Origin of the sequence: Stutzerimonas frequens, assembly GCF_024448335.1 — a bacterium.
Taxonomy (GTDB): Bacteria; Pseudomonadota; Gammaproteobacteria; order Pseudomonadales; family Pseudomonadaceae; genus Stutzerimonas; species Stutzerimonas frequens.
This window is the reverse complement of record NZ_JAMOHM010000003.1, coordinates 61,988-87,866: the sequence shown is the minus strand read 5'-3', so window position 1 is coordinate 87,866 and position 25,879 is coordinate 61,988. Positions and strand designations below refer to the sequence as shown.

Genomic DNA, 25,879 nt, shown 5'->3' with positions numbered 1-25,879 from the left:
TTTAGTCACGATAATCGTCGATCATGCAGGCTTTAAACACGCATGTTCTGCGAAAAAGCCAGATCATCACCTAATCACCCACTCCGGCGTTTCGCTTCGTAACAGGCACACCCAACATGCCTGATAGCGCAACGCTAGCCGCATCGCTGCGATCCGCCAGTTAGAGCGGACGCTGCCGAGTGGGTCGGCTCTGGCACGAATGCTGCGCTGGCAAGGGCGCAGTACGCGCCATGCGCGGTGAACGGCAAGGGACTGCCCCATAGCCCGATTCACATTCGAAGAGTGCGTCCATGAACAAGAACAAAACCTTGCTCGCCCTCTGTCTCGGAAGCGCCCTGGCGCTTTCCGGTCAGGCATTCGCTGCCACCGGCAGCGGCTACACCGCCACGAAGTACCCGATCGTGCTCGCCCACGGCATGCTGGGTTTCGACAGTCTGCTGGGCATCGACTATTGGTATGGCATCCCCAGTGCGCTGCGCCGAGACGGCGCGCAGGTCTACGTCACCGAAGTCAGCCAGCTCAACACATCGGAACTGCGTGGCGAGGAACTGCTGGCCCAGGTCGAGGAAATCGTTGCTATCAGCGGCAAGCCGAAGGTCAACCTGATCGGCCACAGCCACGGCGGACCGACCATCCGGTACGTGGCAGGCGTACGGCCGGACCTGATCGCCTCGGTCACCAGTGTCGGCGCACCCCACAAGGGCTCGGACGTGGCGGATCTGATCCGCAAGGTTCCAGAGGGTTCATCCGGTGAGGCCATAATCGCCGGCTTGGTGAACGCCATGGGCGCGTTCATCAACTTCGTCTCCGGCAGTTCCAGCACCGCTCCGCAGAACTCCCTGGGTTCGCTGGAATCGCTCAACAGCGAGGGCGCGGCCCGCTTCAATGCCAAGTTCCCCCAGGGCATACCCACCACCGCATGCGGCGAAGGCGCTTACAAGGTCAATGGCGTGCACTACTACTCCTGGAGCGGCACCAGTCCGCTGACCAATCCGCTGGACGTGAGCGACGCCATGATGGGCGCCGGCTCGCTGGCCTTCAGCGGACCCAATGACGGGCTGGTCGGACGCTGCAGCTCGCACCTGGGGATGGTGATCCGCGACAACTACCGCATGAACCATCTGGACGAGGTCAACCAGTTCATGGGGCTGACCAGCCTGTTCGAGACCGATCCGGTCAGCGTCTACCGCCAGCACGCGAACCGATTGAAGAACGCGGGGCTCTGACGCAGCCGTTTCCTTGAACCAGGCCGGGATCATCGATCCCGGCCGCTACCGAAAGGCGAGTCCATGAGCAGATCCATCCTTCTGTTGCCGCTGGCCATCGCGCTGGGCCTGGGCTTCTTTATCGCCCGGCCCGAATTTACCGTGACGCCGGTGGCAGAAGCACCCGCATCGTCTCCCGCCGCCAACGTCACTGCCGCTCGTCCTGCCCAGCGCACAGCGACCGGCGCGGCACCGCAGGTCATGGCGAAGCTGCCCGCCTCCTTCAAGGGCACCGAGGTCGACGGCCAGTTCCAGCTGGACGCCGCAGGCAACCTGATCATCAGTCCAGAGCTGCGTCAGCTGTTCGACTACTTCCTCAGCGCCATTGGCGAGGAGCCGCTCAAACAGAGCATCGAGCGCCTGCGTCGCCAAATCACCACGCAACTGTCGGAGCCCGCGAAGGCGCAAGCGCTCTCCGCTCTCAACCAGTATCTCAACTACAAGCGCCAACTCCTTGATTTTGAAGCCGATCATCCCCGAGTAGCGGATCTCGCTGCGATGCGGGAGCGATTGAGCACGGTACGGGCACTACGCGCGCGCGTGCTCGATCCGACGGTTCACCAGGCGTTCTTCGGCCTGGAGGAAGCCTATGACCAGTTCAGTCTGGAGCGGCTGGCCATCCGCTTCGATCCAGCGCTGGACAGCGATGCCAAGGGCCGTGCCATCGATCAGCTGCGTGCTGGGCTGCCCGCTGAATTGCATGACGTGCTGATCCCTCAGTTACAGACCGAGCTGCGTGAGCAGACCAAAGCTCTGCTGGCGAGCGGGGCAGGCCCGCAGCAGCTGCATCAGCTGCGCCAACAACTGGTCGGCAGCGAGGCAGCGGATCGGTTGGAGGCACTGGATCTGCAACGACGGCAGTGGCAGCAGCGCGTCGCCAGCTACCAGGAGGAGCGTACCCGTATCGAAACCGCCCGCGGGCTGGATGAGGTCGAACGCCGTGCTGCCGTCGAACGGCTTGAAGCACAGCGCTTCAGCGACAGTGAGCGCCTGCGTCTGCTCGCTGTTGTGCAGGAGGATCGGACTCGCTGAGCGAGTCAGTTGGCGGCGGTCTTGCGGTCCGCCTCCAGCAGATAGCGTTCGCGCTGGTAGGCCAGGTAGTACTTGTTGACGCTGTTGACGTAGGCCACGACTCCCATGCCGACTGTTTCCATGGCGATGCGCTCGACCTGGAAGAACCACTGGTCCGGGTTGAGGCCGCGCCGCCTGGCTTCGGCGCGCATGCTCTGCACGCGCTGCGGGCCCAGGTTGTAGGCAGCGAGGATGAACGCCATGCGCTCGCGCTCGTTCAACCGCGGGCTGGCGAAATGGTTGCGACGGATATTGGCCAGGTACCTGGCGCTGGCCTGCACATTGTTGTCCAGCTGCTGGACGTTGCTCACGCCCATTGCGCGCGCGGTCGCCGGCGTCACCTGCATCAGGCCGGTGGCACCACCTGCGCCTCGTGCGGCGGGGTTGAGCGTCGACTCCTTGAACGCCAGCGCGGCCAGATTCAGCCAGTCCAGCTCGATCTGCTCGGCGTAGCGCTGCAGGGTTGGGCGGACCTTTTCCAGGCGCTGGCGGCCAACCCGATCCAGCGGATACTGCACCTTGTACAGTCGCCGGTAGACCCGTTCGAAGGCTGCATCCTGATTGTCGGGAAGGTCATAGTCCTTCAGAAACCGATCGGCACTGGCCCGGAGCATGCTGGCCTCCTTGCGCACGAACCAGTGCATGCTGGTCTTCTCGCCAAGGCTCAGGTGCTGCTCGATGCGCAGCTTCGGCATGACCTTGGCCCAGCGCTGGGCGATGGTCTGCTCGACGACTGTCGCCGGGTAGACCCCGGCCTGCACCATCTCCAGCACATCCTCCACCGCCAGCGTCGGGTCGACCCACTCGGCGACAATGGGGGCCAGCTTGCGCTCCATCAGCTGCTTGTTCAGCTGCGCCAGTGCAGGCCCGGCCGCGCTGCCCGGCGGCAGCGCCAGGCTGCGCCCGGAGAGCTGTTCGAGGCGCTGGTAGCGCGGCCCACCCTGGCGGCTGACCAGCACCAGGGCAACGTCGCTGACCACCGGTCGGCTGCGGCTGATGCCCTTCATACCGTTCAGTGGAAGCAGCTCCCCGGGCGCAACCAGATCCCCTTCGCCGCGCTGCAGCGCTCCGAGCAACTGGTCCTTAGCCTTGGGAACGATCTTGAGGGTGATGGCCTTTCCGGATGCGGCGTTGCGGTTCAGGTACTGTTCGAAGGCGCGCAAGCGGGCGTACTCCACGCCGATCGCCTCGCCCTTGATCTCACCGGAGCTGTTGCGGCTCTGGTTGACCAGCACTCGCAACACGCCGCTGCGGCGGATTTCGGCGAGATCACGTACCTTGTCGCTCGATTGCCAGGCCTCCGGTCCGGCCATGCGGGCGCTTGCCGTGAGCGGCAGCGAACCCAGCAACAGACAGAGCAGAAGTGGCAGCAATCGTGACATCGAAGATGTACCGGTTTGGGACACGAAGAACGCTGATGCGGTGCTCCCTGCCCGCAAAAGGTGGCAAAGATTCGCACAGCTCGAACGAATGCGCCAGTTTCGCCTGAAAAACTGGTTTAGCTATATTTCCTATCTATTTGATTTAAATAACATTTACTTTTTAGAGGTTCTCATGCAACTCGTGGATATCGGCGTCAACCTGACTCACCGCTCGTTCGCCTCCGCCCCCTCCGCGGTGGTGGAGCGCGCCAGAGCCGCCGGTGTGACCCAGATGGTGCTGACTGGCACGAGCCTCGCGGAAAGCGAAGCCGCCCTGACCTTGTGCCGTGAACTCGACGAATCCCGCCAGCACCTGTTCAGCACCGCCGGAGTGCACCCACATGACGCCAGCCAGTGGACCGGGGACAACGCCAGCCAGCTGCGCGCTCTTCTGGCCGAGCCCGAGGTGCGTGCCGTCGGTGAGTGCGGGCTGGACTTCAACCGCGACTTCTCGCCCCGACCGCAACAGGAACGCGCTCTGGAAGAGCAGCTGGAACTCGCAGTGGAAAGCGCAATGCCGGTGTTCCTCCACGAACGGGACGCCAGCGAACGACTGGTGGCGATCCTGAAACCATTCCGTGATCGGCTGAGTGCAGCGGTCGTGCATTGCTTCACCGGCGACAAGCGGGCGCTGTATGCCTATCTCGACCTCGATCTGCACATCGGCATCACCGGCTGGATCTGCGACGAGCGCCGCGGCACCCATCTGCATCCGCTGGTGCGCGACATCCGCGCGGACCGACTGATGCTGGAAAGCGACGCCCCCTACCTACTGCCACGCAGCCTGCGGCCGAAGCCGAAAAGCGGGCATAACGAACCGGCCTATCTGCCAGAGGTGCTGCGTGAGGTGGCCTTGCATCGTGGTGAAAGCGAAGCCCAGTTGGCAGAACAAACGACACTGACAGCGCGCCGATTCTTCGGCCTGCCTGACCTCGATTGATTCACAAAAATCCACTCAAGCTCGGCGCCAGCCAGCCGTTAATTATTCCGTCGCGCCGAAAGCGCTAATGCGCTCCGGCAACCCTCAATAGAAGAAGAGCAGCCATGGCCGTTTGGATTCGCGATCTGTCGCTCAAGTACAAGTTCTGGGCGCTCAACATGGTGAGCTTCGTCATCGCCCTGTTGCTGGTGCTTTACGCCGTGCAGTTGGAGCAGAGCGCACGCAGTGCCGATGCCCGCAGTGCCGCCCAGGCGCGCGCAAGCGTGCTGGCAGCCTGGCCGAATGACGCGGCATTGCCGCAGGCCGCTGATCTGACCCTCTATCCCGCGGGGCAGCGCGCCGTGATCGGACGTCAGTCACTGGCCGACTCCGGCTGGACAGCACTGGACCACGACCGCCTGTTTTCCAACCATCCGCTGATCGGTGTGGAAATGCTGTCCCGGCCCGACGGTCAGAAGCTCGCGGTTATGGCTCGCGCTCCCAGCGTGATCCAGGTGCTGGGGCAACATTTTTTCAGCTATGCCGCCGCCGTCGCCGTGCTGATGCTCGGTCTGCTCGCCGCCTCGCAGCTGCTGATCCGTTTCCTGCTCAGCCACCTGAACACGCTCAAGGACGTCATGCTGCACGTCGAGCGCAGCGGCGACCTGCAGGCCCGCGTGCCGCTGGACAGCCGTGACGAAGTCGGTCAGATGGCCGGCGCATTCAATGCGATGCAGGGCGGCTATCAGCGCGTCGTCAGCACCGTCGCCCAGGCCGCCGCGCGCCTGGATCAGGGCGCCAGCCGGCTGGCCTCGAGCATGAACGATGTGCATAGCGGTATGCGTGGCCAGCAAGGCGAAACCGACCAGGCAGCCACGGCGATCAACGAGATGAGCGCGACGGTGCATCAGATTGCCGAACATGCCCGCGAAACCCGCGACCTGTCGCAGAACGCCGATCGCCTTGCAGGCGACGGCCATCGGGTGGTCGGGAGGGTGGAGAAATCCATTTCCAGCCTGTCCCAGGGTGTGCAGCAGACCGGCGAGATGATCGAGCAGCTCGCTGCCGACAGCCAGAAGATCAACGGTGTGGTCAGCGTGATTCACAGCATCGCCGAGCAGACCAACCTGCTGGCGCTCAACGCTGCGATCGAAGCCGCCCGCGCCGGTGAGCAGGGTCGCGGTTTCGCGGTGGTGGCCGACGAGGTACGCAACTTGGCCAAACGCGTTCAGGACTCCACCGACGAGATCACCCAGATGATCACCGGACTGCAATCGATGACCCGCGACGCCGTGGAGTTCATGCAGGAGAGCTCGCTCAAGGCCGACGATTGCGTGCGTGAGGCCCACGAGGCCGCCCAAGCCCTGGAAGCCATCGCCGAAGCCGTGGCGCAGATGCGCGAAAGCAACACGCAGATCGCCGTGGCCGCCGAGCAGCAGAGCCAGGTCGCCGAGGAACTCAACCGCTCGGTTACCGGCATTCGCGACGTCACCGAGCGCACCGTGGAGCAGACCGTCAGCTCCGCCAGCACCAGCGCCGAACTCGCCGCGCTCTCCACCGACCTCAGTCGCGCTATCGGCCAGCTCAGACTCTGAGGTACGCCCCGCGCCGCGCGCACCACAACGCGGCGCGGCCTGCCCGAAAAACAGGCAGCACCCCGTCTCATGCCCCATGAAAGGGCACCTCGCCAGCCTTGGTTCAGCGCAAAAGCCGCTGACGCCTGTCCATCGCGCCTTGGCACCGCTCTTGCTTTGTCGATCATGCAGGCGAAGCTGCTGCGACAATTCGAAATAGCCGACTAGGGTTCCGACTCGCTCGCGAGTGGCTGGTCCGAGAGTTGGCGACCTCCAGTGAGGTTACACGGCGGGATAAAAGCCCGGGAGAACAGCGTGATCCGCACGCAGCTCCTGCGCCATCCCCAAACACTGGAGGGTTTGCCATGTGCCCGCTCGTATCGGCTCTGCCACTCGCCGCTCAACCCGCCCCCGCGGCTGCCTCGCAGTGGGGCACCTGCCCATGCGCCTGATCAATCGAACGCCGAGCCGCAGCGGCTGGCTTGCTCTGGCCATACTGCCCTTCGCCCTGTTGCTGGCGCTGTACCTGACCAGCTCTACCCAGCGCCTGGAAATCAATCCCAACGACAAGCTCCTGCCCAGCTTCGGCCAGATGAGCGCGGCTGTCGAACGCCTCGCCTTCACCCCGGACAAACGCTCGGGCGACTACCTGTTCTGGCAGGACACCGCCGCGAGTCTCAAGCGCCTCGGTAGCGGACTGGCCATCGCCGCCGTGGCCGGCCTCTGCCTGGGCGTCGCCGCCGGCACCCTGCCGCTGTTCGGTGCGCCGCTGTCGCCCCTGCTGACCGTGCTGTCGATGGTGCCACCACTGGCGATCCTGCCGATCCTGTTCATCGTGTTCGGGCTGGGCGAGCTGTCCAAGGTGATGCTGATCGTCATCGGCATCACCCCGATCCTCGCCCGCGACCTCGAGCAGCGTGCTCGCGAGATACCCCGCGAACTGCTGATCAAGGCGCAGACCCTCGGCGCCAACACCTGGACGCTGATCCTGCGCCTGGTGTTGCCGCAGCTGCTGCCGCGCCTGCTCATCAGCCTGCGCCTGGTGCTCGGCTCGGCCTGGCTGTTCCTCATCGCCGCCGAAGCCATTGCCTCCACGGACGGGCTCGGCTACCGCATCTTCCTCGTACGCCGCTACATGGCCATGGACGTGATCCTGCCCTACGTCGCCTGGATCACCCTGCTGGCGTGGGCCATGGATTTCTCGCTGCGGCGCCTGACCCAGCTGCTGTTCCCCTGGTATGAAGGAGCCAAGGCATGAGCGACAGAAAGAGCGCAGCCGTTGCGGGCGGATCCATCGCCCACCTGGAGCACGACGCACCTATAAGCCGCAGCGCAGGCGATTCCAGACCGTTCATCCAGGTCAGGAATGTCTGGCAGCAGTATGGCGACCAGGTGGTGCTGGAGCGCCTGAACCTGAAGATTGCCGAAGGTGAGTTCTGCACCCTGGTCGGTGCCTCCGGTTGCGGCAAGTCGACCTTCCTGCGGCTGCTGCTCGGCCAGGAGGCGCCCAGCCGTGGCGAGATCCTGCTGGATGGCCAGCCATTGGCAGACGAACCGGACGCCAGCCGCGGCGTGGTTTTTCAGCGCTACTCGGTATTTCCGCACCTGACGGTGCTGGACAACGTCGCCCTCGGCCTGGAACTGCCGCGCGCCCCGCTGCTGGGTCGTCTGCTCGGACGCCGCAAGCGCGATGCTCGTGAGCAGGCTGCGCAGATGCTGCACAAGGTCGGCCTCGGCCATGCGCTGGACAAGTACCCGGCACAGCTCTCCGGCGGCATGCAACAGCGACTGGCCATCGCCCAGGCGCTGGTGATGAAGCCCCGCGTGCTGTTGCTGGACGAGCCCTTCGGCGCCCTCGACCCCGGCATTCGCAAGGACATGCATGAGCTGCTGCTGGAACTGTGGCGGGAAACCCGGCTGACGGTGTTCATGGTCACCCATGACCTCTCGGAAGGCTTCACCCTCGGCAGCCGCATCCTGGTCTTCGACAAGCCGCGCATCGATCCCCACGCCCCGGGTGCCTATGGCGCACGGGTGACCTACGACATTCCGCTGCACGAGGGCCGCCATGCTCCCGGCGCGTCCGCAGGACTGCCGACCGCCCTCGCCGACTCTTTTCGCACTGCCTATCAAGGAGCCTGACATGAGTGCTTCACTCGCGATCCGCCCCACGCTGTATGAGGAAACCGTTCCTGGCGGCGGCCACACCTCCTTCATCCTCAAGCGTGGCCAACTGCTGCGTCTGACCGATCTCGAAGGCGGCGCCAACGTCAGCCTGATGCTGCTCAACGCCCAGGAAAAGAGCGAGCGACTGAACCTGCCGGATACCCTCAAGGGCCAGCACACCGCCAAGCTCACCGCCGGGCATTGCCTGTACTCGGACATGGGGCGCGTACTCGCCGCCATCACGGCCGACACCTGCGGCTGGCACGACAGCTTCGGCGGCGTGCTGAACGCCGATGAAGTCGGCGAGAAGTACGGCATCGGCCGCTATCAGGAACTGCGCAACGGCTTCTTCCGCAATGGCACCGACAACCTGCTGGTGGAAATGGGCAAGTGGAACCTGAACGTCCAGGACCTGCTGATGGTGCTCAACCTGTTCAGCCGGGTGGACGTCACTGCCGACGGCGCCTTCGCCTTCCACCAGGGCCACTCCAAGGCCGGCGATTACATAGAACTGTACGCACCGATGGACACCCTGGTGATCCTCACCGCCCTGCAACATCCGCTGGACCCGAACCCGGCGTACGCGCCCAGGCCGGTCAAGCTGTCCTGGCACAAGGTCGAGAGCGATGGCATCAGCGTGCTCTGCCGCACCTCGCGCCCGGAAAACGGCCGTGCCTTTCACAACACCGAACGCCTGTACATCTGAGGAGGTGGCCGCGATGAGCCTTACCGAAAGCAGCCTGCACCCCGAAACCGCCGCCTTCCGCCATGTGATCCCGGCCGGCGAACCGTACCTGTTCGAAGTCAAGGCCGGACAGACCCTGCGCCTGCTCGATCTCGAAGGCAACCAGGCGGTGGACACCCTGTTCTTCAGCGCGAAAAACCCGCGCGAGCGCTACGACCCGCAGCGCACCCTGCGCCGGCAGAACCGCGTCTACCTCACCACCGGCACGGTGCTCTATTCGAACCTCGGCAATCCGCTTCTGACCATCACCGCCGACACCTGCGGCCGCCATGACACCCTCGGCGGGGCCTGCGCCCAGGAGAGCAACGTGGTGCGCTACGCGCTGGACAAGCGCTACATGCACAGCTGCCGTGACAACTTCCTGCGCGCGAGCCTCAACGACGGTCGCCTGACCAAGCGCGACATTGGCGCCAACATCAACTTCTTCATGAACGTGCCGGTGACGCCCGAAGGAGGCCTGACGTTCGCCGACGGCATCTCCGCGCCAGGCAAGTATGTGGAGCTCAAGGCCGAGCAGGACGTGATCGTGCTGATCTCCAACTGCCCGCAGCTGAACAACCCCTGCAACGGCTGGAACCCGACGCCGGCCGAGGTGTTGGTGTGGAACTGATCCCGCTCTTGCGTCGCTACCTGCTGCCGCTGCTGCAGGCACGCGCCGGGCAGCGACCCCAGCGGCCGGCAAAGAAGAAACCCTCCCCAACCACGGACGGCCGTGGCACTGATGAATAAAGGCGGGACGGCCCGCCAGCCCTTCGAGGGTTATTGACCATGTTCGACAAACTGTTGATCGCCAACCGCGGCGCCATTGCCTGCCGCATCCTGCGTACGCTGCGCAACCTGAATGTGAACGGCGTCGCCGTCTACTCCGAGGCCGACGCCGCCAGCCTGCATCTGCAGCAGGCCGACGAGGCCCACAGCCTGGGCGAAGGCCCGGCCACACAGACTTATCTGGACGCGCAGAAAATTCTCCGCATCGCCCGTGAAACCGGCGCGAAAGCCATCCACCCCGGCTACGGTTTTCTCTCCGAGAACGCGGCGTTTGCCGAAGCCTGCGAGGCCGCCGGGATCGCCTTCGTCGGCCCGACGCCGGAACAGCTGCGGGTGTTTGGCCTCAAGCACACCGCCCGCGCCTTGGCCAAACAACGCGGCGTACCGATGCTGGAGGGCACCGAGCTGCTCGGCAGCCTCGCCGATGCCCTCGGCGCAGCCGAGCAGGTCGGCTACCCGGTGATGCTCAAAAGCACCGCTGGCGGTGGCGGTATCGGCATGCGCGTGTGCCGCTCGGCGGCGGAGCTCACTGATGCCTTCGACGCGGTCAAGCGTCTGGGGCAGAACAACTTCAGCGATTCGGGCGTGTTCATCGAGAAATACATCGAACGCGCCCGCCACCTGGAGGTGCAGGTGTTCGGCGACGGCGCCGGCGAAGTCATCGCCTTGGGCGTGCGCGACTGCTCGGTACAGCGGCGCAACCAGAAGGTGCTGGAGGAAACCCCGGCGCCGAACCTGCCGACCGGCATGGCCGAGGCCCTGTGCGAGGCGGCGATCACCCTGGCCAAGGCGGTCAGCTATCGCAGCGCCGGCACCGTGGAGTTCGTCTACGACGCCGAAGCCCAGCGCTTCTACTTCCTCGAGGTGAACACCCGTCTGCAGGTGGAGCACGGCGTCACCGAGCAGGTCTGGGGCGTCGATCTGGTGCGCTGGATGATCGAGCTGGCCGCCAGCGACCTGCCGCCTTTGGCCGAGCTGGTGAAGGGTCTCAAGCCCAGCGGCCACGCGATCCAGGCACGCGTCTACGCCGAAGACCCGGGCCGGGATTTCCAGCCGAGCCCCGGTTTGCTCACCGCCGCGAGCTTCCCTGCAGCCGACGGCAAAGCCCTGCGTATCGACACCTGGGTCGAGGCCGGCTGCGAAATCCCGCCCTACTTCGACCCGATGATCGCCAAGGTCATCACCTGGTCCCCGAGCCGCGAGGATGCCCGCGTCGCGATGGACGCCGCCCTCGGCGACACCCTGCTCTACGGTGTGGAAACCAACCGCGATTATCTGCGCCAGATTCTTGCCTTCACCCCATTCGCCAGCGGCAACCCCTGGACCCGCTGTCTGGAAGGCCTCAGCTACAAGGCCGATACCTTCGAGGTGATCAGCGCCGGCACCCAGACCACCGTGCAGGACTTCCCCGGCCGCCTCGGCTACTGGGCGGTGGGCGTGCCGCCGTCCGGCCCGATGGACAGCCGCGCGCTGCGCCTGGGCAACGCCCTGGTGGGCAACCCCGAGGACGCCGCCGGGCTGGAGATCACCATGAGCGGACCGATCCTGCGCTTCAACACCGACGCGGTGGTGGCGCTGACCGGCGCCGCGATCCCCGTGAAGCTCGATGACGTCGAACAGCCGATGTGCACCGCCATTTTCGTCCCGGCCGGCCGCACCCTGACCATCGGCACTATTGCCGGCGCCGGTGCGCGCTCCTACCTGGCCGTGCGCGGCGGGGTGCAGGTGCCGGAGTATCTGGGCAGCAAGAGCACCTTCACCCTCGGCCAGTTCGGCGGCCACGGCGGCCGCGCCCTGCGCGCCGGCGACGTGCTGCACCTGGCTCCGCTGAGCGACTCGTCTGCCGGCGCCAGGCTCGCCGCCGAGCTGTGCAGCGAGCTGCCGGCGGTGCGCGAGATCCGGGTGATCTACGGCCCCCACGGCGCGCCGGAGTATTTCACCGAGGGCTATATCCAGACCTTCTTCGGCACCGACTGGGAAGTGCACTTCAACTCCAGCCGCACCGGCGTGCGCCTGATCGGACCCAAGCCCGAGTGGGTGCGCGAGAGCGGCGGCGAGGCCGGCCTGCACCCGTCGAACATCCACGACAACCCCTACGCCATCGGCGCGGTGGACTTCACCGGCGACATGCCGGTGATCCTCGGCCCGGACGGCCCGAGCCTGGGCGGCTTCGTCTGCCCGGTGACCATTATCGAAGCCGACCTCTGGCAGCTCGGCCAGCTCAAGGCCGGCGACAGAGTGCGTTTCGTACCGGTGGACGTAGCTACCGCACGCAAGCTGGCCCAGGCAGCCAACATCGAGTGCGCCAGTCTTGCCGCCGCGCCGGTGCCGTGCGTGCCGGTGGCGCTGCAATCGCCCATCGTGCTGGATATCGGCGAGGCGGATACGCGCCTGGTCGCGCGCCTCTCCGGCGACACCCACCTCTTGCTGGAAATCGGCCAACCGGAGTTGGACCTGGTGCTGCGCTTCCGTGGCCATGCGCTGATGCAGGCGCTGGAGGCCAAGCAGTTGGACGGCGTCATCGACCTCACTCCCGGCATCCGCTCCCTGCAGGTGCACTACCAGCCGGAAACCCTGGCGCTGCAGACTCTGCTCGACATCGTCGCCGGTGAATGGGACGCGATGTGCGCCGCGCAGGATCTGAAAGTACCGTCGCGCATCGTCCACCTGCCGCTGTCCTGGGACGACCCGGCCTGCCAGTTGGCCATCGAGAAGTACATGACCACGGTGCGCAAGGACGCGCCCTGGTGCCCGAGCAACCTGGAGTTCATCCGCCGCATCAACGACCTGCCGAATCTGCAGGCGGTGTTTCAGACCGTGTTCGACGCCAGCTACCTGGTGATGGGCCTGGGCGACGTCTACCTCGGCGCGCCGGTGGCCACCCCGCTGGACCCGCGCCACCGCCTGGTCACTACCAAGTACAACCCGGCGCGCACCTGGACCGCGGAGAACTCGGTGGGCATCGGCGGCGCCTACATGTGCATCTACGGCATGGAAGGCCCGGGCGGCTACCAGTTCGTCGGCCGCACCCTGCAGATGTGGAACCGCTACCGCGCGGTCGAGGCGTTCGGCGGCCAGCCGTGGCTGTTGCGCTTCTTCGACCAGATCCGCTTCTACCCGGTCTCGGCGGAGGAGCTGTTGAGGATCCGCCGCGACTTCCCGCTGGGCCGCTACCCGCTGAAGATCGAGAACACCGAGCTGCGCCTGTCCGACTACCAGGACTTTCTTGCCGCCGAGGCCGACAGCATCGAGGCCTTCCGCCGCCAGCAGCGCGGCGCCTTCGACGCCGAGCGCCAGCGCTGGATCGAATCGGGTCAGGCGCATTTCGAGAGCGAGGAAGTCGCCGCCGATTTGGGCGAAGACACCCCGCTCGGCGCCGGCCAGCACGGCATCGAGAGCCATATCGCCGGCAATCTCTGGCAGGTCTCTGTGGCCGAGGGTGCGCGGGTCGAGGTCGGCGACGTGCTGGTGATTCTTGAGAGCATGAAGATGGAAATCCCGCTCACCGCGCCGGTTGCCGGCGTGGTCAAGGAAGTCCGCGCCCAGCCCGGCTCGCCGGTGCGCGCCGGCCAGCGGGTGGTGGTGATCGAGGAGGCGTGAGCCCAAGCAACTGTAGGGTGGACAGCGCTTTACCTGTCCACCAACCGGCCCAGCGGGCCGGCAACGAACATCGCGGTGGAAAAGGCTTCGCCGTTTTCCACCCTACGAGGGACATGAGATGACCACGACTTTTGACCTGCGCCTGGCCACCCTGCGCACCGCCTATGCCGAAGGCACCACCACCCCGCGCCAGCTGATCCTCGAACTGCGCGACAGGGCCGCGGCGCTTAACGGCGAGTTCAACGCCTTCATCCACCTGCTGAGCGCCGAGGAGCTCGAGCCCTACCTGGCCGCCCTCGACGGCAAGACGCCCGCCGAGCTGCCGCTCTACGGCATCCCCTTCGCCATCAAGGACAACATCGACCTGGCCGGCGTCACCACCACTGCCGCCTGCCCGGCCTTCGCCTACACGCCCGAAACCAGCGCGACGATCGTCGAGCAGCTGATCGCCCTGGGCGCGGTGCCGCTGGGCAAGACCAACCTCGACCAGTTCGCCACCGGCCTCAACGGCACCCGCTCGCCCTATGGCGAATGCCGCAACTCGGTGCACCCGGACTACCCCTCCGGCGGCTCCAGCGCTGGCTCCTCGCTGGCCGTGGCGCTGGGGCTGACAAGCTTCGCCCTGGGCACCGATACCGCCGGTTCCGGCCGCGTGCCGGCGGCACTGAACAACCTGGTGGGCCTGAAGGCCAGCAAAGGGCTGATCTCCACCGCCGGCGTTGTCCCGGCCTGCCGCACGCTGGACTGCGTGACCTTCTTCACCGCCACGGCGGCCGAAGCCAGCCAGCTGCTGGCGCTCACCGCCAGGCTCGATCCGCGCGACGAGTACAGCCGCGCCAACCCGCTGTGGAACGACGGCTCGGCCTTCGGCCAGATCAAGACCTTCCGCTTCGGCATACCCCAGCACCCCGAATTTCTCGGCTGCGCGGAAAGCCCGGCGTTGTTCGCCGCCACAATCGAGCATCTGAAAGCCATCGGCGGCGAGCCGGTGGAGATTGACTTCGAGCCCTTTCTCGAAGCTGCACGCCTGCTCTACGAAGGCCCCTGGGTCGCCGAGCGCTACAGCGTGGCGGGCGCGCTGATCGAGCAGCAGCCCGACGCCGTGCTGCCGGTCATCAGGGCGGTACTGGAAAAGGCCCCGGGGACCACGGCGGTCGGGCTGTTCCGCGCGCAATACCGCCTGCAGCAGCTCAAGGCCATCTGCGACCGGATCATGGCTCAAGTCGATTGCGTACTGACCCCGGCCTACCCGCGCCCGGTGACGCTCGCCGAACTTCATGCCGAACCGGTCAAGCGCAATTCGGACCTGGGCTACTACACCAACTTCATGAACATGCTGGACTACGCCGCCGTAGCCGTACCGGCCGCCGTGATGCACAACAGCCTTCCCTGGGGCGTGACGCTGTTCGGGCGCGTGTTCACCGACCAATACCTGCTGAGTCTGGCCGATGCGCTGCAACGCCAGACCGATCTCACCTTGGTCGGCGGCAACGCGATCACCGGACCCGTGCCGCGGAATCCGGCACGCAACGACCGAGCGAACGTGGTGGTCTGCGGTGCGCACCTCGATGGTCTACCGCTGAACTGGCAGCTGCGCCAGCGCGGCGGTCGGCTGCTCGAAGCCACTCAAAGCTCGCCGGATTACAGGCTCTACGCCCTGGCCGGCGGCCCGCTGTTGCGTCCGGGGATGGTGCGCGTCGCCGAGGATGGCGCGGCGATTGCCGTGGAGGTCTGGGACATTCCCAGCAGCGAGCTGGGCTCCTTACTGACTGGCATTCCCGCGCCGCTGGGCCTGGGCAAGGTGCAGCTGGCGGATGGGCGCTGGGAAACCGGGTTTATCTGCGACGCTTACGGCCTCGACGGCGCCGAAGACATCACGCGCTTTGGCGGCTGGAAAGCCTGGCTGGCCAGCCGTAACTGAAGCACTGCCACGCAGCCATCTTCTCTGGTGATCACGACTGTTCAGGCGGCTCGTCCAGCAACCTTACGGTACTCGCGCCCGGGTCCGGCAGGTCCACGCCGGCGTCGCGCAGGGCACGGATGACGCGGATGCGCACCCGCGAGGCAGTCTGCATGAAGTCGGACCGCCTCGAGTCGCACCAGAAGTTGAGCTGGAACGTCAGCCCATCAGCCCGCAGTTCCAGTAACACGACGAGGGGTGGCGGCGTATCGATCACCCCTTCGGTTTCCAGGGCTGCTGCGTTCAACAGCGCCATCACCTGCGCAACCTCGACCCCATACCCCAGATGACACAAAACCTTGGCCCGGCGCACCGGAGCGGCGGTGTTGTTGGTCACCCGCGAGGTGAAGGTCTCGGCATTGGGTACCAGTACGCGGCGACCATCGTAGGTACGGATCTGGGTGGCACGCAGTTCGATACGTTCGACGGTGCCCTCGGTATCGCCGATGACGATCTGGTCGCCAAGTTTGAACGGCCGCAGCGTGAGGATCAGAAGGCCGCTGACGAAGTTTGAGAGGATGTCCTTCAGCGCAAAGCCGAGCGCCAGACTGGTCAGGCCGAGGCCAGTTGCCAACGTGCTGGGCTCCAATCCGAAAGCGGTGGCCGCGACGATCAGGCCCAGCAACCAGACGGTGTAGTAGCTGACCTGCTTGATCAGGTTCTCGACCGTACGATCGCGCACCAACCGCTCGGAAATGATCCGGGTCAGCCCCCGCACGCCGGCCGCCAGGGCCCAGAATACGCCGATGACCAGCAGCGCAGCGAGTGCCCGAGGCACGATGCTGACGGCCGCCTCCACCAGCCGTGCGAAGGCGGTATCGACGCTGGCGCGCACATCGGTAACGAAGCGCGCGCGCTCCGAGGTACGACGTGTACTGGCCTGTACCAGTGCGGTCTCCAGCACCGAGGCCCACTTCCGGGCCTGGGCATCCAGCGTCTGACCGTTGGCCTGTGCGTCGTCTTCGAACACCTGCATCAAGGTGCGGCCGGCGACGCTTATCTGCCGCGCCTCACCGTTTTCCCCCGCCGGGGCAATGCGCGCCTTGGCAATGCCTTCGGGAACCTCCAGCACGGCCAGCAGCTGCCGCTCGATCAGACGGGCCCGCTGGCGCGCCTCCAGCTCGCCGGTACCGCCGATGCGAAAGAGTGCGCGCCCATCCAGGCGCACCGTAGCCAGACCGTCATCGACCTGAGCGTTGACCGGCGGCGGAGACAGCAGCGCCAACAGTGCAAGCAGCAATGCAAGGGCAGGCGACGAAAAAGCGGTCATGGATGAAAGCGCGAACGGTGGTCTGGATGGATGCGCAACCCCGAGTCGGCCGAAGGACGGCCGCGGCTCAGGGCTCGAGGAGTGGTCAGAAGATCAGCGCGAACAGGCCGAAGACGACGATCAGGCCGATGAGAAAGATGATGCCGACGGTGCTTCCGAGAAATTTCAGCATTGCGGTGCTCCCGTTTTTGCGTGGGTTCACTTGTTCCGACTGAGCCTTATCCCCATCGTTCAGGATTTTCCGTCCGGTACTGCGCGTCGCCACCCGTCTGCGCGGCACCATTGCAGCGCGCGAAGCCTCTGCGCTGACCTGCATTCGCGCACGCGGCTTGCCTCGCTTGGAAGCGCAAAGCGCGGGCAAGCAGCGCCAGACGTGGCCTGGCGACAATTTCACGGTATCTGGCACGCAAACTGCTCTATCCCCCTTGCACGGGATGAGTCGCCTCCGGCACTCATGACGCTTGGCACAATCAGGAGCAACTTCAAGGAGAACTAGGGTTCCGGCTCACAGGGAGTGGGCGCTGGTCCGAGAGTTCTCCGGTCCCAGGGACGGGACTACACGGAGGGATAAAAGCCCGGGAGACGCGATGTCATCCCGTGCCTGTCATTCCAATGTGTAGGGAAATCACGCCATGTCCACACTGCGCTCGCTGAACAAGACCCTCCTCGCCGCCGGCCTGGCCGTCGCAACGTTGTTTTCACCGCTGGCCAGCCAGGCCGCCGAGAAGCTGAAGATCGGCACCGTGGTCTGGGCCGGCTATGGCCCCTTCTACGTCGCCGACAAGCTCGACCTGTACAAGCCCCATGGCCTGGACGTTGAGCTGCAGTTCTTCAACGACCCGGCACTGATCCCCACCGCCATGCTCAGCCGCGCGCTGGACGGCGGCATGCTCACCTACGACCAGGTAGTGGCCTCGGTCGCCAAGGGCTTGAAGCACCGGGTGGTGATGCCCATCGACTTCTCCAACGGCGGTGACGCCATCGTCGCCGACGCCTCGGTTCAGTCGGTCGCTGACTTCAAGGGCAAGAAGGTCGGCTTCAACCCGCTGTCGCCGTCGGACTTCCTGCTGGCCTACGCGCTGCAGCAGAACGGCATGAGCGACAAGGACATCGATGCCGTCAACATGACCCCGGAAGGCATCCCCGGCGCCATGGCCTCGGGCAACCTGCCGGTCGGCGTGACCTACGAGCCCAACGTCTCGCAGATCCTCTCCATGGGCGGCGGCGACAAATTCAAGGTGGTCTATTCATCCAAGGACGCACCGGGGCTGATCACCGATGTGCTGGTCTTCGACGAGGCGGTGATCGCCAAGAAGCCTGCCGCCATCAAGGCGATGATCCAGGGTTATCTCGACGGCCTGGCCTACATGCAGGCGCACCCCGAGGAGTCGGCTGAGATCATCGGCGAGGTACTCGGCGTCAGCGCCGAAGAAGCCGTCGAGCAGATGGCCGGCGCCTACAACATTCCGCTCGCGGAGATGGGCAAGAGCTTCACCCCGGGCGACGACACCCATTCCTTCCATGGCAGCGGCGCGATCATCGCCAAGCTGCTCAAGGACAACGGGCAGATCCCGAGCATCCCCGATTTCAGCCAGACCTACGACGCCCAGTTCACCGAAGCGCTCGCCCAGTAAGCCGACGCCGGGCGGGCCGCAAGCCCGCCCGTGCTGGAGAAAACCATGAACGCCAAACCTCTGTACCGCTACGCCGATGGCCGCGTCCCAAATACCCTGGCGATCCTCTATACCGCACTCGCCTACGGCGGTGGCCTGGCCCTGCTGTTCGCCCCGAATGGCTGGCTGAACGCGCTGGGCACGTTGCTGCTGGCCCACGGCATGATCATCGCCGCCTACCTGATCCACGAATTCGCCCACGGCGCCATCTTCAGCGTGCCCAAGCACAACGAATGGGCCGGCAATGTCTGCAGCTGGCTGTGCGGCAGCTGCTACGCCGAGTTCCAGGACCTGCGCAAGAAGCACATGCGCCACCACGTCGACCGCGCCGACGTGATCACCTTCGACAGCAAGTCCTTCCTCAAGGCACGCCCGCTGTGGTTCCAGAAGCTGGTGCTGGCGCTGGAATGGGCCTATGTGCCGGCGGTGGAACTGATCATGCATTTCTACGTGATCGCCCTGCCCTTCATCACCGACAACGACAAGCACCGCGCCCGGCGCGGCAAGGTCGCCGCGGTGCTGGCCATTCGCACGCTGCTTTTTGCCGGGCTCGCGGTGCTATCGCCGAAGGCCGTGCTGCTCTACGCCGTTGCATGGATGATCATGCTCAGCGTGCTGCGTTTCGCCGATGCCTATCAGCACACCTACGAGGCCTTCGCCGTACTGGAGGACGGTGGCAAGCTGCCGGAGGACAAGCGCCGCGACCGCAGCTACGAGCAGCAGAACACCTACAGCAACGTGGTTTCCGAGCGCTGGCCGGCGCTGAACCTGCTGCTGCTCAACTTTTCCTTCCACAACGCCCACCACGAGAAGCCGGTGGCGCCCTGGTATCGCCTGCCCAAGCTGCACGCCGAGCTGTACGGCAGCACCTACAACCAGGTCATCCCGATGCGCAAGCTGCTCGGCAGCTTCCACCGCTACCGCGTACGCCGCGTGCTGGACGATGACTACGGGGTGGTCAGCGAAGGGCCGAACAAGGCCGACAACTTCTACGGCGCCGTGGGCGTCTCGTTCCTGACGGCGGTGTGACATGCACAAGGCACTGGATTACCGAGGCCGTTGCGTGGTCATCACCGGCGCCGCCGGGGGCATCGGCCAGGGTCTGGCGCAGAGCTTCGCCGCTGCCGGCGCCACCCTGGAGCTGCTGGACCGTGACGCCGACGCCCTCGCCCGGCTCGCCGACGAACTCGCTGGCGAGACGCCGCTGCACTGCACCGCTCTGGACCTGGGCGATCGCCAGGCGGTGCAGCAGTACGCCGATGACCTCGCCTGCCGCGGCCTCAACGCCGATGTGCTGATCAACAACGCCGGCGTCGAGTACGCCACGCCGCTGGGCGAGTGCAGCTTCGAGGCCGATCAGCGCTGGTCGGCCCTGCTGGAGAACAACGTCGGTTCCATGCAGCGCCTGACCCGCGCATTGCTGCCACGCCTGCGCGCCGGCGCCAGCGTGATCAACCAGGCCTCCATCTGGGGTCTGAAAGGCGTGCCGGGCTTTTCCGCCTATGTCGCCAGCAAGCACGCGGTGGTCGGCCTGACCCGCTCGCTGGCCTGGGAGCTGGGCCCGCGGCGCATCCGGGTGAACGCGGTGTGCCCCGGCTGGATCGGCACCGATGCAGCCATGCGCTCGCTGCAGGTGATGGCGGATGCCAACGGCCGCAGCGACAGCGCCGAGCTGGCGGCGATCCTCGCCAACCAGGCCATTCCGGAGCTGCTGACACCGGCCGATCTGGGTGGCACCTTCCTGTTCCTCGGCTCACCGCTGGCCGCCGCCCTGACCGGGCAGGCGCTGTCGGTCAGCCACGGCGAGGTGATGCACTGATGGCTGCCATCTTTACCGGACAGACCGCTCTGGTCACCGGCGCGGCAACCGGTATCGGCCGTGCCACCGCACTCGCGCTGGCCGCCGAAGGCGCGCGGGTCTGGATCAACCATCGCGATCAACACGATTTGGCGGAACGAGTGGTCGAGCAGATCATCGCCAGCGGCGGCTGCGCCCGGGCCATCGAGGCCGATGTCAGCGATCCGGCTGCAGTCGCGGCAATGTTCGAGACCATCGAGGCGCAGGGACCGCTGGATCTGCTGGTCAACAACGCCGGGGTGATCCTGGAAAAGCCCTTTCTCGAAACCAGCGAGGCCGACTGGGCAAGGGTGCTGGGCGTCGATCTCGCCGGCGTCTACCGCTGCTGCCGGCATGCACTGGCACAGATGCAGCCGCGGCGCAGCGGCGCCATCGTCAATGTCGCCTCGGACCTCGGCTTTCTCGGCCGCGAACAGTACGCCGCCTACTGCACGGCCAAGGCCGGGGTGATCGGCCTGACCCGCTCACTGGCCCGCGAGTTCGCTGCAGACGACATCCGCATCAATGGCGTCGCGCCCGGTCCCATCGCCACGGCGATGGTCAGCCCGGAGCACATGAGCGACGAGTGGATGGCCAAGGAGCTGGCGATCCCCATGGCGCGCCTGGGCACGCCGGAGGAAGTCGCGGCGGCAATCGTCTTCCTGCTTTCGCCGCAGGCGAGCTATTTCACCGGACAGCTGCTCGGGCCCAACGGCGGCTCCTGGATGGGCGCATGAACAGCCTGATGCCACAGGGCATGCTGATCGGCGGCGCCATCATGTGGGGGCTGGGCTGGCTGCCGCTGCAGTTCTTCGCAGCCCGCGGCCTGGCCGGCATGCCGCTGGTGCTGCTGACCTATTCGCTGCTCAGCCTGCTGGCTGTGCCGGTGCTCTGGCAGCAGCGCCACCAGTGGGCGAGCCAGTATCGCCAGGTGCTCACCATGGGCCTGTGCGGTGGCTGGGCCACCGCCGCCCTGGTTACCGCCCTGGCCGAGGGCAACGTGGTGCGGGTGATGCTGCTGTTCTACCTGGCGCCGGTGTGGGCGATGGTCGGCGGCTGGCTGCTGCTGGGCGAACGCCTCAGCGGCACACGGCTGTTTGCCCTCGGGCTGGCGATGCTCGGCATCGGCCTGACCCTCGGCATCACGGGTGAAACTCTGGACGCGCCCGGCGCGAACGACTGGCTGGCGCTTTCCGCCGGCCTCGCCTTCAGCCTCAACAATCTCGCCACTCGTGCCGCCGACCGGGTGCCGCTGGCGAGCAAGGCGCTGGTCAGTTTCGTCGGCAGCGCGCTGCTCGGTGGGCTGTTCTGCCTGCTGCTGCGCCAGCCACTTCCGCCCCTTGATCTGACCCTGAGCTGGCAGATCGCCCTGCTCGCGCTCGGCTGGCTGGTCAGCATGGCCGCCGTGCAGTACGGCCTGACTCATCTGGAAGCCGGCCGCGCCGCAGTGCTGGTGGTGTTCGAGCTGATCGCCGCGGTGCTGTCGTCCGCCTGGTTCGGCAGCCACGCCATAGGCCCGAACGAATGGCTCGGCGCCGCCCTGATCACCACCGCCGCGCTGATCGCCGGCTGGCCGGAACGTCCCCTTTCAATCGAGACAAGGAGCACCTGCGCATGACCGTGCACATGGATCAACTGAGCTGGGTCGATTACGAACGCCGCGTGCGCGAAGGCGCCGTGGTCTTTCTGCCCTGCGGTGCCACCGAGCAGCATGGCCCGCACCTGCCGCTGGGCACCGACGCGCTGCTGGCCAGCGCCATCAGCGCCGACGTGGCGGCGCGGGTCGGCGGTCTGGTGGCACCGGCGCTGTCATACGGCTACAAGTCGCAACCGAAATGCGGCGGCGGCCAGCACTTCTGCGGCACCACGAGCCTGGATGGCGCGACCTTGAGCGCTCTGGTGCGCGACGCCGTGCGGGAGTTCCACCGCCACGGCGTGCGCCGCCTGGTGCTGGTGCTCGGCCATTACGAGAACCAGTGGTTCGTCGCCGAAGGCATCCAGCTGGCGCTGCGCGACCTCGGACCGGGCGCCGGGCTGGAAGTGATGCGTCTGGAACACTGGGACTTCTGCCGCGAGCAGACCCTGACCGATGTCTTCCCGAACGGCTTTCCCGGTTTCGCGCTAGAGCATGCCGCGGTGATCGAGACCTCGCTGATGCTGCATTTCCATCCGCAACTGGTCGCGCTGGAGAAGATTCCCGACGACGCCCCGGCCGACTTTCCGCCCTACGACATGTACCCCACCCGTACCGAATGGGTGCCGCCCTCCGGGGTGCTGTCCTCGGCCAGAGGCTCCAGCGCGGCGAAAGGCCAGCGGCTGGCCCACGACATCGTCGAAGGCATCGCCGCCGCGGTGTGCAAGGAGTTCGCCCTGTGAGCCTGACGACGAACCCGCTGTTCCTCGAGCATACGGCGCTGCTGGTGATCGACATGCAGCGCGACTTCTGCGCGCTGGGCGGATACGCCGACCAGGCCGGCATGGACGTCAGCCGCCTGCGCGCACCGATCGCGGCGATCCAGGCGCTGCTGGATCGCGCCCGCGGCGTGGGCATGCTGGTGGTGCACACCCGTGAAGGCCATCGACCGGATCTTTCCGACCTGCCCGAGCCCAAACGCCGCCGCGCCCAGGCCACCGGCGCTGCCATCGGCAGCCCCGGCCCCCTCGGCCGCCTGCTGGTGCGCGGCGAATTCGGTCATGACCTGATCGACGAGCTGCAACCGCGCGCCGGCGAGCCGGTGATCGACAAGCCGGGCTACAGCGCCTTCGCCCATACCGATCTCGAACTGATCCTGCGCCGTCGCGGTATCGAGCGGCTGATCCTGACCGGCGTGACCACCGAGGTCTGCGTGGCCTCGACGCTGCGCCAGGCCATCGACCTTGGCTTCGACTGCCTGACCGTCCGCGACGCCTGCGCCTCGTCCGACCCGCAACTGCATGCGGCTGCGCTGGCGATGATCGAGGTGGAAGGCGGCCTGTTCGGCAGCGTGATCGACAGCCATCGGCTGCTGAACCAGCTGGATGTATCGCCATGACTTCTCAGCCTGATCGCGTCCGAAGCACGCTATTTGCGGAGCATTACCCATGAAAACCGTTCCCGATGCCTATCTCGGCGTCTGGCGCCGCCGCCTGCTGACCACCACGGCCGGCCTGCGCGACGAAACCAGCGAAGTCTACTGGCTGCAGACCGCCCGTCTGCACGCCGATATCCGCCTGCCGCGACCACAGACACTGCCGCCAGCCGCCTCGCTTGAAACCTGCAGCCATGCCCAGCAGCTGGCGCTGAGCGAACAGGCCGGCTTTGCCGGCATCACCGAGGTCAACGGCGATATCTGCCAGTGGCATCGGCTGATCGACTTCCAGCCGCCGGGCGGGCCTGCGGACATCGGCCTGATGCGCTTCGAGAACCCGGAACGGCTACTGGAAGACGGGCTGGACGGCAGCTATCACGAAAGCTGGCAGCGCCTGCCGGAATCGCAGGGGCGCAACTGGGGGATCTGGCTGCGCGCGGCGGAGCAGCCAGCCCGCCAGGCCTGCCTGCTGGTAGCGGGCGACTACTTCCTGTTCGCCGCCGAGCGGCCGATTCTGCTGCCGGCCAGCTCGGGGCATCTGCGTGACCAGCTGGCCGCCGTCGGCCCCGCGCTGCGGCCGCAGCTGCTGGCCTGCGAGCTGTCCTTCGGCCGCCACCGCAACGGCGCCACACCCTGGCAGATCACCCATTCGACGCTGCCCGGCCGCGTCGGCGACGCCCTGTTGTCGAGCTACTGGAACTTCGCCGACCCCGCCAGCCTGCCCGCCGCGGACCTTGCCGCCCTCGGTCGCTATCCGGCGGCCGGCGGCTGGCAACGCGTCGAACTGGATGTGCCCACCGTTTCACAGGAGGTTCCCGCATGACAGCGCAGATCAGCATCCCCTCCGCTGCCACTGCCGCGCAGCAGCGACATACGGCAACACCGGCCACACCGGCCAAACAGGTGGTGCGCAAGAGCAGTTTCTGGCGCATTCGCGGCGAGATATCCCGGCGCAGCGCCTGGCTGCTGACCGGCGCCGGGCTGAGCCTGCCCTTCATCATCTGGTGGCTGTGGACCGCGCTTGGCCTTGCCGACCCGATGTTCATGCCCAGCCCCGGCGCGGTGCTCGAACGCATCGGCCGCTGGTGGACAAGCGAAGGGCTGCTGGGGGACATCGGCATCAGCGTCTGGCGGGTCATGGCGGGCTTCGGCGCCTCGGCGCTGATCGCCCTGCCGCTGGGGCTGTACATCGGCACCTACCGGCCGGTGCAGGCCTTTCTCGAACCGCTCACCGACTTCATCCGCTACATGCCCGCAGTGGCGTTCATTCCGCTGGTGATGCTCTGGGTCGGCATCGACGAAGGCTCCAAGGTGCTGATCATCTTCATCGGCACCTTTTTCCAGATGGTGCTGATGGTCGCCGAGGATGTGCGCCGCGTGCCCATGGCGCAGATCGAGGCGGCGCAGACCATGGGGGCCAACCGCAGCGAGATCGTCAAGCTGGTGATCCTGCCGTCGGCCAAACCGGCGCTGCTCGACACCCTGCGCATCACCTGCGGCTGGGCCTGGACCTATCTGGTGGTGGCCGAACTGGTCGCGGCGAACTCCGGCCTCGGCTACGCCATCCTCAAGGCGCAGCGCTACATGCACACCGACAAGATCTTCGCCGGCATCCTGCTGATCGGTCTGATCGGCCTGCTCACCGACCAGGCCTTCCGCTGGTTGCACCGCCGCGCCTTTCCCTGGATGAGGAAATGACCATGTCCGATGCCAAGATTCGTGTCCGCCAGGTCGGCAAGACCTTTGTTAGCGAGCGCCGCGAGGTGCAGGCGCTGCAGTCGATCGACCTGGATATCCAGTCCAACGAGTTCGTCACCTTCGTCGGCGCGTCGGGCTGTGGCAAATCCACGCTGCTGCGAATCATCGCTGGGCTGGAAACGCTGAGCCGTGGCGAGATCCTGCTCGACGGCAAGCCCATCGACGGCCCTGGCGTCGACCGCGCCATGGTCTTCCAGCACTACAGCCTCTACCCCTGGCTGACGGTGATGCAGAACATCAAGTTCTGCCGCCAGCTCAAGGTGATCGGCGATACCGTGCGCCACGATGGAGACGTGGAGTCCGCCGCCGGCCGCGCCGATGCCCTGCTCAACCTGATGGGTCTGACGCGCTTCGCCGATGCCTACCCCAGCCAGCTCTCCGGCGGCATGCAGCAACGCGTTGCCATTGCCCGCGCCCTGCTGCCCAAACCCGCGACACTGCTGATGGACGAGCCGTTCGGCGCGCTGGATGCGCAAACCCGCGAAGTCATGCACGACCTGATCCGTCACGTGCACCGGCTGGAGAAGAGCACCATCCTGTTCGTCACCCACGATGTCGAAGAAGCCATCTATCTGGGCAGCCGCATCGTGCTGATGGCGCCCCGCCCCGGGCGCATCGATTCCATCTACGAGGTGCCGCTGCCGGCCCAGCGCCACCAGGATATGAAGCTCTCGCCGGAATTCACCGAGCTCAAGCGCGAGATCCTCGCCCGCATCCGCGAAACCTCTGGCATGCAGACCGACCTCGAGCAGCTGGCCAAACTCAGCGCCGTGGCCGGCTGAAG

The 25,879-nt window shown here is 66.1% G+C and carries 23 protein-coding genes and 2 riboswitches; of the genes, 20 read left to right on the top strand and 3 right to left on the bottom strand.

The window, feature by feature from the left end:
• Positions 1-290: 290 nt before the first annotated feature.
• Together NAO55_RS05395 and NAO55_RS05390 are read left to right on the top strand one after the other, a co-directional pair.
• On the top strand, positions 291-1,226 hold the full coding sequence (locus NAO55_RS05395; RefSeq protein WP_011913157.1) for a triacylglycerol lipase: 936 nt from the start codon (positions 291-293) through the stop codon (positions 1,224-1,226).
• A 63-nt stretch (positions 1,227-1,289) separates the two neighbouring features.
• Positions 1,290-2,297 (top strand): lipase secretion chaperone, encoded by a 1,008-nt coding sequence (locus tag NAO55_RS05390; RefSeq protein ID WP_102841171.1) that lies wholly within the window; start codon positions 1,290-1,292, stop codon positions 2,295-2,297.
• Between the two features lie 5 nt (positions 2,298-2,302).
• On the opposite strand, the gene NAO55_RS05385 is transcribed toward NAO55_RS05390, so the two are convergent.
• Positions 2,303-3,718 carry an MltF family protein gene (locus NAO55_RS05385; protein ID WP_102841172.1) on the bottom strand — a complete coding sequence of 472 codons (1,416 nt, stop codon included), beginning with the start codon at positions 3,716-3,718 and terminating at the stop codon, positions 2,303-2,305.
• A 172-nt stretch (positions 3,719-3,890) separates the two neighbouring features.
• Between NAO55_RS05385 and NAO55_RS05380 the strand changes: the two genes are divergently transcribed.
• The 8 genes from NAO55_RS05380 to atzF all read left to right on the top strand — a co-directional run bounded on the left by NAO55_RS05380 (position 3,891) and on the right by atzF (position 15,450).
• On the top strand, positions 3,891-4,697 hold the full coding sequence (locus tag NAO55_RS05380; protein ID WP_063543118.1) for a TatD family hydrolase: 807 nt from the start codon (positions 3,891-3,893) through the stop codon (positions 4,695-4,697).
• A gap of 104 nt (positions 4,698-4,801) precedes the next feature.
• Positions 4,802-6,271: a methyl-accepting chemotaxis protein gene (locus NAO55_RS05375; protein ID WP_095460080.1), complete on the top strand. Its 1,470-nt coding sequence runs from the start codon at positions 4,802-4,804 to the stop codon at positions 6,269-6,271.
• Between the two features lie 192 nt (positions 6,272-6,463).
• Positions 6,464-6,561: riboswitch (guanidine-I (ykkC/yxkD leader) on the top strand.
• Positions 6,562-6,692: 131 nt separating this feature from the next.
• Positions 6,693-7,508 carry an ABC transporter permease gene (locus NAO55_RS05370; protein ID WP_102841173.1) on the top strand — a complete coding sequence of 272 codons (816 nt, stop codon included), beginning with the start codon at positions 6,693-6,695 and terminating at the stop codon, positions 7,506-7,508.
• A complete protein-coding gene (locus NAO55_RS05365; RefSeq protein ID WP_102841174.1) occupies positions 7,505-8,392 on the top strand; it encodes an ABC transporter ATP-binding protein in 888 nt (295 codons plus the stop codon). Before NAO55_RS05370 ends, NAO55_RS05365 begins: the two co-directional genes overlap by 4 nt.
• A 1-nt stretch (position 8,393) precedes the next feature.
• On the top strand, positions 8,394-9,122 hold the full coding sequence (locus NAO55_RS05360) for an urea amidolyase associated protein UAAP1 (RefSeq protein WP_102841175.1): 729 nt from the start codon (positions 8,394-8,396) through the stop codon (positions 9,120-9,122).
• 13 nt (positions 9,123-9,135) lie between these two features.
• Positions 9,136-9,771: an urea amidolyase associated protein UAAP2 gene (locus tag NAO55_RS05355; protein WP_011913149.1), complete on the top strand. Its 636-nt coding sequence runs from the start codon at positions 9,136-9,138 to the stop codon at positions 9,769-9,771.
• Positions 9,772-9,929: 158 nt separating this feature from the next.
• Positions 9,930-13,529, top strand: a complete 3,600-nt coding sequence (gene uca, locus NAO55_RS05350; protein ID WP_102841176.1) for an urea carboxylase — start codon at positions 9,930-9,932, stop codon at positions 13,527-13,529.
• 118 nt (positions 13,530-13,647) lie between these two features.
• The gene (atzF, locus tag NAO55_RS05345) at positions 13,648-15,450 is read left to right on the top strand and encodes an allophanate hydrolase (protein ID WP_102841177.1); all 1,803 of its coding nucleotides are present in this window, start codon (positions 13,648-13,650) and stop codon (positions 15,448-15,450) included.
• A 31-nt stretch (positions 15,451-15,481) separates the two neighbouring features.
• On the opposite strand, the gene NAO55_RS05340 is transcribed toward atzF, so the two are convergent.
• Both NAO55_RS05340 and NAO55_RS05335 read right to left on the bottom strand, forming a co-directional pair.
• Positions 15,482-16,759, bottom strand: a complete 1,278-nt coding sequence (locus NAO55_RS05340) for a mechanosensitive ion channel family protein (RefSeq protein ID WP_102841178.1) — start codon at positions 16,757-16,759, stop codon at positions 15,482-15,484.
• 85 nt (positions 16,760-16,844) lie between these two features.
• Positions 16,845-17,075, bottom strand: a complete 231-nt coding sequence (locus NAO55_RS05335) for a small membrane protein YohP (RefSeq protein WP_146030739.1) — start codon at positions 17,073-17,075, stop codon at positions 16,845-16,847.
• 165 nt (positions 17,076-17,240) lie between these two features.
• Positions 17,241-17,343, top strand: a riboswitch (guanidine-I (ykkC/yxkD leader).
• Between the two features lie 48 nt (positions 17,344-17,391).
• Between NAO55_RS05335 and NAO55_RS05330 the strand changes: the two genes are divergently transcribed.
• From NAO55_RS05330 to NAO55_RS05285, 10 genes are read left to right on the top strand one after another with little or no spacing between them, the layout of a single operon-like run.
• Positions 17,392-18,393 carry an ABC transporter substrate-binding protein gene (locus tag NAO55_RS05330; RefSeq protein ID WP_102841179.1) on the top strand — a complete coding sequence of 334 codons (1,002 nt, stop codon included), beginning with the start codon at positions 17,392-17,394 and terminating at the stop codon, positions 18,391-18,393.
• 45 nt (positions 18,394-18,438) lie between these two features.
• On the top strand, positions 18,439-19,461 hold the full coding sequence (locus NAO55_RS05325) for a fatty acid desaturase family protein (protein ID WP_102841180.1): 1,023 nt from the start codon (positions 18,439-18,441) through the stop codon (positions 19,459-19,461).
• 1 nt (position 19,462) lies between these two features.
• The gene (locus NAO55_RS05320; RefSeq protein ID WP_102841181.1) at positions 19,463-20,251 is read left to right on the top strand and encodes an SDR family NAD(P)-dependent oxidoreductase; all 789 of its coding nucleotides are present in this window, start codon (positions 19,463-19,465) and stop codon (positions 20,249-20,251) included.
• Positions 20,251-21,006 carry an SDR family NAD(P)-dependent oxidoreductase gene (locus tag NAO55_RS05315; RefSeq protein WP_063543143.1) on the top strand — a complete coding sequence of 252 codons (756 nt, stop codon included), beginning with the start codon at positions 20,251-20,253 and terminating at the stop codon, positions 21,004-21,006. The genes NAO55_RS05320 and NAO55_RS05315 overlap by 1 nt, the downstream gene beginning before the upstream one ends.
• A complete protein-coding gene (locus tag NAO55_RS05310; RefSeq protein ID WP_102841182.1) occupies positions 21,003-21,887 on the top strand; it encodes a DMT family transporter in 885 nt (294 codons plus the stop codon). The genes NAO55_RS05315 and NAO55_RS05310 overlap by 4 nt, the downstream gene beginning before the upstream one ends.
• The gene (locus NAO55_RS05305) at positions 21,884-22,645 is read left to right on the top strand and encodes a creatininase (protein WP_102841183.1); all 762 of its coding nucleotides are present in this window, start codon (positions 21,884-21,886) and stop codon (positions 22,643-22,645) included. Before NAO55_RS05310 ends, NAO55_RS05305 begins: the two co-directional genes overlap by 4 nt.
• Positions 22,642-23,301 carry a cysteine hydrolase family protein gene (locus tag NAO55_RS05300; protein ID WP_102841184.1) on the top strand — a complete coding sequence of 220 codons (660 nt, stop codon included), beginning with the start codon at positions 22,642-22,644 and terminating at the stop codon, positions 23,299-23,301. The genes NAO55_RS05305 and NAO55_RS05300 overlap by 4 nt, the downstream gene beginning before the upstream one ends.
• Positions 23,302-23,350: 49 nt before the next feature.
• A complete protein-coding gene (locus tag NAO55_RS05295) occupies positions 23,351-24,160 on the top strand; it encodes a hypothetical protein (RefSeq protein ID WP_102841185.1) in 810 nt (269 codons plus the stop codon).
• Positions 24,157-25,035 carry an ABC transporter permease gene (locus tag NAO55_RS05290; RefSeq protein WP_102841186.1) on the top strand — a complete coding sequence of 293 codons (879 nt, stop codon included), beginning with the start codon at positions 24,157-24,159 and terminating at the stop codon, positions 25,033-25,035. Before NAO55_RS05295 ends, NAO55_RS05290 begins: the two co-directional genes overlap by 4 nt.
• Before the next feature lie 2 nt (positions 25,036-25,037).
• On the top strand, positions 25,038-25,877 hold the full coding sequence (locus tag NAO55_RS05285) for an ABC transporter ATP-binding protein (RefSeq protein ID WP_180981659.1): 840 nt from the start codon (positions 25,038-25,040) through the stop codon (positions 25,875-25,877).
• Positions 25,878-25,879 lie beyond the last annotated feature (2 nt).